Below are 9,280 nucleotides of genomic sequence, written 5' to 3' on the forward strand. Positions count from 1 at the left end.
AAAAAGAGGTGAATTGATATGAAACAGCAATACTTCAGCAGGGAAAAAACGCCTTTCCCGACAACTGCGGTCGCTTTTAAGGAAGCGCGGCTGTCCTACGGCGGGGAAAAAACCTTTCCGCCCTTTTCCCTTCCGCGCCTGTGTTTTTCCCTGCTCCTCTGCGCGGTATGCTTTGCGTTCTTCCCGCCTCCCGGGGCGGAAGCGGCGATCGGGACCCTGAAGGAGCTGCAGGACGCGCTGGCCAGCCCCGCGGCGGGGACCACGCTGACCCTCGACGGGACGATCACCTTTGGCTCGGGAGAGATCGCTCTGGACATCAAAGCCCCTGGACTGACCCTCCAGGGCGGAACGAGCGTCTGGACCAACGCCGACGGCATGAAAAGCGGCATCGCGGACCTGACGGGGGCTCTGGCTCCCGGCGCGCTGGAGAACCTGGCGACTCAGGCGGGGACCCTCGCAAGCACGTTCATCTCCGGCGCCGCTCTCTCCGGAATGACCTCCATCGTTGGAGACGGCGCGACCCGCAACGCCGGAGACGACATCTTTCTCAACCAGAGGAAGTGGCTCAACATCCCCGCCGAGGGTGCTCAAAGCCCCTATAACGGCCTGAACCTCACGAATCTGAACTTTGGCAGCGTCAACGTGGAGTACGACCTGGGGTCCACTCCCAAAAAAGGATACGTTGACGGACTGATCGGAGGCGCCAACGATATTACCACCGACACCTCTCTGGGAGACATCACCGGCAGCGCTTTCACGGATATAACGGTGACGGTGCGGGGACAGCGGTCTGACCAGTACCTGGCGGGAGGAGGCGTCGTCGGGGTCCGCTCCACGGGCGAAAAACCCGCCGCGCACACAGACTCCGCCAACGCCGAAATCGGCAGCGTCTCCGGCAACCTGTTCAAAAACATATCCGTGTCCACAACCGGCCCGGCGGACAACAGCGCCTACCTCGAAGGGGGCGGGCTCATCGGGGCGGACGCCGCCTCGTCCCCGGACGACAAGACCGGCATCGCGAAAATAAAAGGGCTCACAAACAACCTTTTCACAGGAGTGACGGTTCAGACGGACGACATTCTGCTGGGCGGCGGACTCGTGGGCGTAAACAACAACAGCAAACATCTGGCCACCAGCTCCGAAAATCTCGCGACGTCCGACACATGGGCCATTCTGGAGGAAGCCAGCGGCAATATCTTCGGCAACGGCAGCGCCGGAGACATAAAGGTCACGGCCGGCTACTCCATCCGGGGAGGCGGAGTCATCGGCGTCAACGGGCTCGCTGCCGCCGGAGCGGAACTCACCCGTCTTCAGGACAACATCTTCAACGGCATCGCCGTGACAGCGGGGTCCTATATCAAGGGAGGCGGACTGGTGGGCCTCCAGACGAGCTACACGGACACGGCCAACGCCATGGATTCCGACAAGTTCGGCATATGGGACTGGACGAACCCGAACAATCCGACGCACGTCGGAACCGGGAATCCCGACGTGGACAGCGTCAACGCCTACCTGCTGACCAACCGGCTGACTCACATGAGCGACGCCTCCGGAAACGTCTTTCTCAACTCCAGCGTGAACGCGGCCACTTATCTTTACGGCGGGGGAATGATCGGACTGCACGCCTTTCAGAGCACGGCGGCAATCGAGACTCTGAACGACAACCTCTTCAAAAACCTGACCGTCACCGTGGGCGACGAGATGAAGGGCGGCGGCATCGCGGGCATCTCCTCGGCGAAGGTGGGCATTCTCACGGAGGCGAAGGGAAACTACTTCGACAGCCTGACGGTGAAGGTCGGAGGCAAACTGAAGGGCGGCGGCGTCATCGGAATCCAGCTGGACGACAACGACCCCGATCAATCCGGCGGGTACAGCATCGGCGGCAACATCGTGGACAACAGCTTCACCAACCTGAACGTCAAAGCCGGCTCCATCCAGGGCGGCGGTGTTGTCGGGGCCCAAAGCTCCACCAGCATCACGGGGTTCGGCGGCAACTTCGACGTGCGTGAGGACGGAATCAGCGGCAACCGTCTCAGCAACATCACGGTGGAGACGGACTCGTACATCGCGGGCGGAGGGGTCTTCGGCGTGTATTCCGACGGAGGAAGCGCCTCCATGCTCAACGTGAACAACAACGTGCTCGTGGACACGACCGTAAAAACCGGCGGATACATCCAGGGCGGCGGACTGATCGGAGTCCGGACCGACGGAGTGGGAACCATCCAGCACCTGGATCACAACTACATCATCGGCACCGAGGTCACAGCCGGAACCTACATCGACGGAGGCGGCATCATCGGAGCCACCAGCGCCTCCCCCACCGGCGCGTCCACTCAGGCGATCGGCATCGGCACCATCGAGAACACCATCCTGTCGGACAACAACATCACGGCGCAGAACGGGCAGATCGGCGGCGGACTGATCTACAGCTATGGAGCCGTCGGGGGCATGACCATCAAAAACAGCTTTTTCGGCGGCAACACCTTCGCCTCGAACTACACCGGCGCCGGCTACGCGGACCAGGGCGCGGCCAAAGTCTACGGCACCGTCACCATCGACACGGGATACGCCAACACCGCCTCGAACGCCCCCTATACCCTGACGATCACCGCCACGGACGGCTACTACACCTATTTCGGCGACAACAAAATCACGGAGAACGGCCAGGAGCGCTACAGCTCCCTCTATTTCGGCACCGTGGACGGGGTGACGACCGACGATTCAGGGACGATTCACGTCGTTCATGACGCCGCCGACGCCGACGCCAGACTGGAGATCAGGTCCGAACCGGGCGGCATGGTCATGCTTTTCGACCCCATCGTGGTGAACCAGGACAACGGCAAAACCTTCGACATGGAGGTCAGACCCGTCTCCGACGCATCCGGAGCGCTGAGCGGCTATTTCCTGTGGGCCGACAAAAACAAATTCACGGTGGGCGCCCCCGGAAGAGTCGACCTGAGGAACGGAACCTATACGCAGATCTTCGACGGCATGGAGCTGGACGCGCCGCAGCACACCTTCACGCTGGAGGAGGGCGCTCAGCTGACCGTCATGGGGCACAACAAAATGAACCTCACTCAGGCCAATCTGAAGGGTGAGCTGATTTTCAACCTGGAGGGCACCACGATGAACGATCCGGACACCGCCCTGCTGAAGATCTCGAACCCGGACGGCAATCCCAACGTGGACGTCACGGGAAGCCGGGTCCGCCTGACGCCCTTCGCCCCCGGCCTGACCCCGAAGCCCGGCGACCGTTTCTACCTGATCGGCACCGCGGGGCCGGACCACATCTCCGGCACTCCCTCCAACCAGGCGGCCTCCAGTTACGCCCGGGGCGGGTATACCACAGGCTACAATTTCATTATCGACACCAGCGTCCCCACGGGTCCCGATGGAGCGGAAGAGATCACCAATCAATACCTCGTGGCCCGTCTGCCGGATGTGGCGATTCCCGACGTTCCGGATCCCAACAACCCGACCCCCACGCCGCTGACGCCTGTGACGCCCTCGAACCCGACCCCCTCGACTCCGGACTTCCCCGATCCCAAACCCGGACCGACGCCCGCCCCGACGCCCGTCACCCCCGCGAACAATCCCGTGGACCCCACGCCTTCCCCCGAACCCACGCCCTACATTCCGGCCTATGAGGGAAGCGCTCTCACAAACGGCCGGCTGGCGGGGCTGGCGTTCATCGGTCAGAGAGGGGGATGGCTCGCCGACCACAGCTATGAATCGGCGTCAATCGTTCTCAGCAACGATATTCTGAGCGACGATCCCTATGGACGCGCCTCCGCGCCCTTCGCGGGCATCGACGGAGCCTGGCTGCGGGTGGACAACAAACATTCCCACGTGGACATCGACGCCTCGAACATCATCGTGGGCTTCGCCACAAAGGCAAGAAAGCAGGGAAAGGACGGGAAACCGGACGTTTCGACCCTGTGGGGAGCCTTCATCGACATCGGAAACGCGGACTACGACACCTGGGACAGCTACAGCCACCTGAGCCAGGTCTCCATCGACGACATTCACGGCAGCGGCACCCTGCGATCCCGGGGTCTGGGACTCATGGTCCGCAGGGAATGGGCGGACGGCTTCAGGCTGGAGGGCTCCTTCCGGGGCGGAAAGCTGAAAAACGAGTTCACCGCTCACGACTATCTCGACGCGAACGGCGTTCCCGCGTCCTATAAAACGAATACCCCCTACTACGGGGCGCACCTGGGAGTGGGGCGCACCTGGCAGCTCAACGACCCCAGGGACAGGCTGGATCTTTTGTTCCGGTACTACTGGAGCCGGCAGGGAGGGGAAACCGTTACCTTCGCCGACGGGGAATGGGTGGATTTCGACCGCGACGACTCCCACAGAGTCCGGCTGGGAGCGCGCTTCACCCGCATGAGGAACAGCCGTCAGACCTGGTACCTGGGCGCCGCGCTGGAACACGAATTCGGCGGGACCATTCACGCCCGGAACAACAAAAACCAGTCTCTTCCGGCCGCCGATCTGGAGGGAACCACCGGCATCGGGGAAATTGGCCTGATCCTTCGCCCCGACCAGAAGCACGACTTCTCCCTTGAGGCCGGATTGCAGGGCTACTTCGGAAAGATCGAGGGATTTTCGGCCGGAATACGGTTCGAGTGGGAATTTTAGGCGGGGTCTGCTCACCCGTCCACGCATGAATCGCGCATAATCGCAATGGCTCCTTCCTCCAGGGGAAGGAGCTTTTTTTGTGTTCGGCGAATAGCTTTTTTGTGTTCAGCGAATAGAGGGAATGATGAATGGATGGAATATAATACAATAACATTCTCTGACGGCGGACAGACCGTGAAACTGGACATGGGGAGGGAACAGAGTGGCAAAGGTCATCATTATGCCGGATCCGAACGATCCGGGGCTGCAGGGGAAAATATTGCGTTTCCTGATGAAAAATGTTTTGTGGATTGTCCTGCCGATTCTGGCGGTGATCATCGTGGTGAGCAACATCTATACGGTTCCGTCGGACTCGAAGGCCATCGTATTGCGGTTCGGAACCATCAACGGGGTCGCCGGCCCGGGACTGCACGTCAAAATGCCGTTTGCCGACGAAATCTACATCATCCCTTCGGAGCGCAAGCAAAGCCTGGAGTTCGGCTTCCGCTTCGACAATTCCCGCAATTTCGGGCCGTTTGGGAATAAAACGGGAAACAGCCCCGTGGCGGATGAAAAACTGATGCTGACAAAGGACAACAAACTCATTGAGGTGGAGTGGGTCATGCACTTTCACATCGGCGCTCCGGAAGAATACGTATTCAACCTTCCCGTGTTTCCGGCTCTTAAAGAAAAGATGCTTCGGGATCTCTGCATGGCCACGATGCGCCGAATTTTCGCGTCGATGCTTTTCGACGAGGGGCTGACCAGCGGCAAGCAGAAAATTCAGGACGAAGCCTTCAGAAGCCTGCAGGGCGTTTTCGACCAGCGGAAAATGGGAATAAAGATCGACGAGATCCTGCTGCAGGAGACGAACGTCAGCGAGGCCATCAAGGCGGAGTACAACAGCGTCACCACCGCCGAGGAGCAGGTCAAGACGATGATCTATCAGGCCGAAGCCCACGCCAATAAGGTCGTTCCCGAGGCGGAGGGGCGGGCGTCGGTTTTGGTCAACGAGGGCGAGGCCTACAAATTCAAACGCGTCTCCGAGGCCGAAGGGGAGGCCGCGCGCCTGAACCTGCTGCAGGAGGCCTACAAGCTCAATCCCGACCTGACGCGCCTCAACATGTGGGCCGAGGGCATGGCGGACGTCTGGAAAAAACTGAACGTGGTGTTCGTGGAGGGGCTGGACAGCGCCGGAGGGGCCCTGAAAGTCCTGCCGCTGCCTCCGGAAGCCCTCTACCGCTACTCCCCGTCGTCCCCCAAAGCCGGCTGGAAGGAGGCCAACTGAAATGAAAAAATACTTCGCGATCCCCGTGGTCGTTCTTTTTCTGGCCGTGGCGCTGGGCGCTTTCTATATCGTGCCCACCAATGAACACGCCGTCGTCACTCAGTTCGGAAAAATCGTACGCGTTCACTCGACGCCGGGTATCCACGCCAAAATTCCCTTTCTGGACGTGGTTTATCGTTATCCCAAATGGCTCCAGGAACACGATTCCGCCCCCGTCGAGACCGTGCTGGGAGACAAGCGCAACGTCGTTTTCGACACGTTTCTGCTCTATCAGATCACCGATCCGTCCGCGTTCCACACCCGAATCCGCACTCAGGAGACCCTGGGACAGCGCATCGACGACGTGATTTTCGGGGCGATCCGCGTCGTCGCGGGGCTCTATACCTACGACGACATCCTGAACGGCAAACGCGAGGAGATCATTCAGCACACCATGACCCGCGTCAGAGAGCAGACGAAGGACATGGGAATCGACGTGGTTCTTTCGGCCATCCGCAACTTCACCCTGCCGGACCAGAACCTGCAGGCGATCTACTCGAATATGAAGTCCGAGCGGGTCAGAATCGCCCAGCGCATTCTTTCGGCAGGTACCGCCGAGGCCAACCGCATCACCGCAGAGGCCGACCGCCGGGCGCAGGAGATCATCGCGTCGGCGGTGAAGAAAAACCAAACCCTCCGGGGAGAGGGAGACAAGGAAGCCCAGATCATCATCTCCGACGCCATGGGCAACGCCTTTTCCCTTTACGAGCAAATGAAGGCCGTGGAGTTTTTTCAGAAGGGGATAAAGGAAAACACCGTTCTCATCGTGGACCCCAAAACGGGACTGTTCAAATATCTGAACACGGCTGGCTCCGGCGCCGCTAAAAAGGAAGTCACCGAAGGGCAGCAGTGAAAGGACAGCAATGAAGGAAAGAGTTCAAAAGCGAGTCGTGTTTTCCGGCCGGGTGCAGCATGTGGGATTTCGGAGTTCCTTTCGCTCCCGGGCGCAGGCTCTGGGGCTGGATGGCTGGGTCAGCAATCTTTGGGACGGCAGGGTCGAGGCCGTCATTGCCGGACCGAAGGAAGACGTGGGAGAAATCATCGACTGGTGCCGGAGCGGAGGCATTCCTCTGGCGCGGGTGGCGGGCATCGAAATTCAGGACGAACCGCCATCGCCGGAGCACGGCTTTCGCATAAAATAACCGCACAAAAGGCTTTGAACGAACATAAACGAACAGACACAGGCAGACGGCCTGAAGAGAACCGTCTGCCTTCGATTTTTTATAGCGGACTGCGTAAACGTGCACTAAAAAAATGAATTTCTTATATATTTTCATACACTCGCCTTAACACGTTTTCTTACTTTTTGAACGCCGCAGTAATAGTACCGTTCCAGGAAAAACTCTCTATTCAGCGACAACGGCGCGAAAGCCCCCTCTGAACTCATCTGAAACGCGCCGTTTGTTTTTTTAGAAGTTTTATGCTATTTTCTTATCAGTACTTCGAGAATTTTTTGGAAATTTCGAGAGAACGAGAGCAGGAGAGACAAAAAAATGGAAACTCTTTTCAAAGCGCCTTAAATGGCGCGCCATACTTAAGCGCAAGCCCAGGCTCACAAAAAACAGCGAACATTCCTCCGTTCCGCGTATTCGCGCGGACATGACGCCGCATACTCGATATTAAGTCACATTCAGCTACGCGGTAATTTTTCTCCAGATTTTTCAGATTTTCCAGCGTGCTCGTTTTTAAGCGGGCCGGGGCGGAAATAACTTTTCAGTCTATGTACGTTTACCCATAAAGGAGGGAAGCAACTATGTCCTTTCTTCGATCGACATCCAACGGACAGGCCGGTTATACCAGTCACACGGCCATACGGCCTGGTTTATACCTTTTAACAGTTTTACTTTTCACCTTTCTTATTCTTCCCCTGACGGCCGCCCCGGCGCGGGCGGCGACGAACGTTTCCTACATCGACGAAACCGGCGCGACCAAAACCTGCGCCTTCGCCACGGACCTCTCGGCGGGGAGCGCCACCTGGACCGGATGGGTCTACGCTTCCGGCACGCTCACGATTCCCAGCCGCGTCGCCGTCAGCGGGCCGACCTATCTGATCCTGGCCGACGGCGCGGACCTCACCGCCAGCGCCGGCATCACCGTCAACGCGGGCAACAGCCTCACCATCTACGCCCAGTCCACGGGCTCGTCCATGGGCAAACTGACGTCGACAAGCACAGTGGGGTCATCTGCTGGAATTGGCAGCGTTGACGCAACCAACTGCGGCACAGTAACAATTGCGGGCGGCGACGTCACGGCGTCTAGCACCGCAGCAGCAGCGGGCATCGGCGGAGGGCGAAACGGCAGCGGCGGAACCATCACTATCACGGGCGGTAATGTCGCCGCGTTGGGTGGGCAGCAAAGCGCGGGAATCGGCGGCGGCTTTAGTGGCAGCGGCGGAACCATCACGATTACAAACGGCACGGTCACAGCTTACGGCCGTTCTGCAAGCGGTGACGCCGAGGGAGCGGGAATCGGCGGCGGCAGCAACGGCAACGGCGGGACTATCACCATCACCGGCGGCACGGTCACGGCTTACAGCAACTACGGAAGCGGCGACGCTTACGGAGCGGGCATCGGCGGCGGCCGCACCGGGGCCGGCGGGAACATCAAGATCACCGGCGGCACGGTCACGGCCTACGGCTCCAATACCGGCGTGTCCTACGGAGCGGGCATCGGCGGCGGCTACTCACAGGCCGGCGGGAACATCACCATCACGAACTGGGACACGCTTACGGCATCGCAGACCAAGGCCGGCACCCTGGGCGGCACCATCAAACCGGAAGCCATCGGGCACGGCGCGGAAAACTCCAGCGTCACCGGCATCAAAACTTCCGCCGTCCGCATCCTGACCCAGCCCCAGTCCACGACCTGCGTCCAGGGCTTCGTCACGGGCAGCCTGACCGTGTCCGCCGACGTCCAGCCCGCGTCAAGCGCCTCCGCCCTCTCGTTCCAGTGGTACAGCAGCGCGAGCAACAGCAACAGCGGCGGGGCGGTCGTCACCGGGGCCACCAGCGCGACTTTCCCGATCCCCAAGGGCCTGACGGCCACCACTTATTATTACTGCGTCGTCAGCGCGGCGTCCACGACCACAGCCCCGGCCACCACCATCGCCGCGGCGGTCACTCTCACCTCACCGCCGGCAGGCGGCGGGTCGGGCACGCTCACCTGGAACGACGCCACCAAAACCTGGACCGCCAACGGCGACGTGACGCTTCCCGACGGCTTCGTCATCGGGCCCGGCGAGACCCTTGACATCCCAGGCGGCTCCACCGTCACCATCCCGGCGGGGGCCACCGTCACCAACAACGGCACGATTAAAATCGAGGACGGGAA

The 9,280-nt window shown here is 60.2% G+C and carries 5 protein-coding genes; all 5 read left to right on the forward strand.

The genetic code is table 11. From position 1 onward, the window contains the following. The first annotated feature begins 18 nt into the window (after nt 1–18). Nucleotides 19–4,644 carry an autotransporter outer membrane beta-barrel domain-containing protein gene (locus tag LBR61_08110; GenBank protein MDR1732042.1) on the forward strand — a complete coding sequence of 1,542 codons (4,626 nt, stop codon included), beginning with the start codon at nt 19–21 and terminating at the stop codon, nt 4,642–4,644. A 202-nt stretch (nt 4,645–4,846) separates the two neighbouring features. Further along, nucleotides 4,847–5,911: an FtsH protease activity modulator HflK gene (hflK, locus tag LBR61_08115; GenBank protein MDR1732043.1), complete on the forward strand. Its 1,065-nt coding sequence runs from the start codon at nt 4,847–4,849 to the stop codon at nt 5,909–5,911. Between the two features lies 1 nt (nt 5,912). Next, nucleotides 5,913–6,803, forward strand: coding sequence for a protease modulator HflC (locus LBR61_08120; GenBank protein MDR1732044.1), 891 nt, complete (start codon nt 5,913–5,915; stop codon nt 6,801–6,803). A gap of 10 nt (nt 6,804–6,813) precedes the next feature. Further along, nucleotides 6,814–7,092, forward strand: coding sequence for an acylphosphatase (locus tag LBR61_08125; protein ID MDR1732045.1), 279 nt, complete (start codon nt 6,814–6,816; stop codon nt 7,090–7,092). A 611-nt stretch (nt 7,093–7,703) separates the two neighbouring features. After that, on the forward strand, nt 7,704–9,280 hold a 1,577-nt coding region (locus LBR61_08130; GenBank protein ID MDR1732046.1), incomplete at its 3' end, for a hypothetical protein.

This window comes from Synergistaceae bacterium (assembly GCA_031272035.1).
Classification (GTDB): Bacteria; Synergistota; Synergistia; order Synergistales; family Aminobacteriaceae; genus JAISSA01.

Coding starts and splice junctions, on each gene's coding strand:
- LBR61_08125 (MDR1732045.1), top strand. CDS start 6,814: ATGAAGGAAAGAGTTCAAAAGCGAGTCGTGTTTTCCGGCCGGGTGCAG.
- LBR61_08120 (MDR1732044.1), top strand. CDS start 5,913: ATGAAAAAATACTTCGCGATCCCCGTGGTCGTTCTTTTTCTGGCCGTG.
- LBR61_08110 (MDR1732042.1), top strand. CDS start 19: ATGAAACAGCAATACTTCAGCAGGGAAAAAACGCCTTTCCCGACAACT.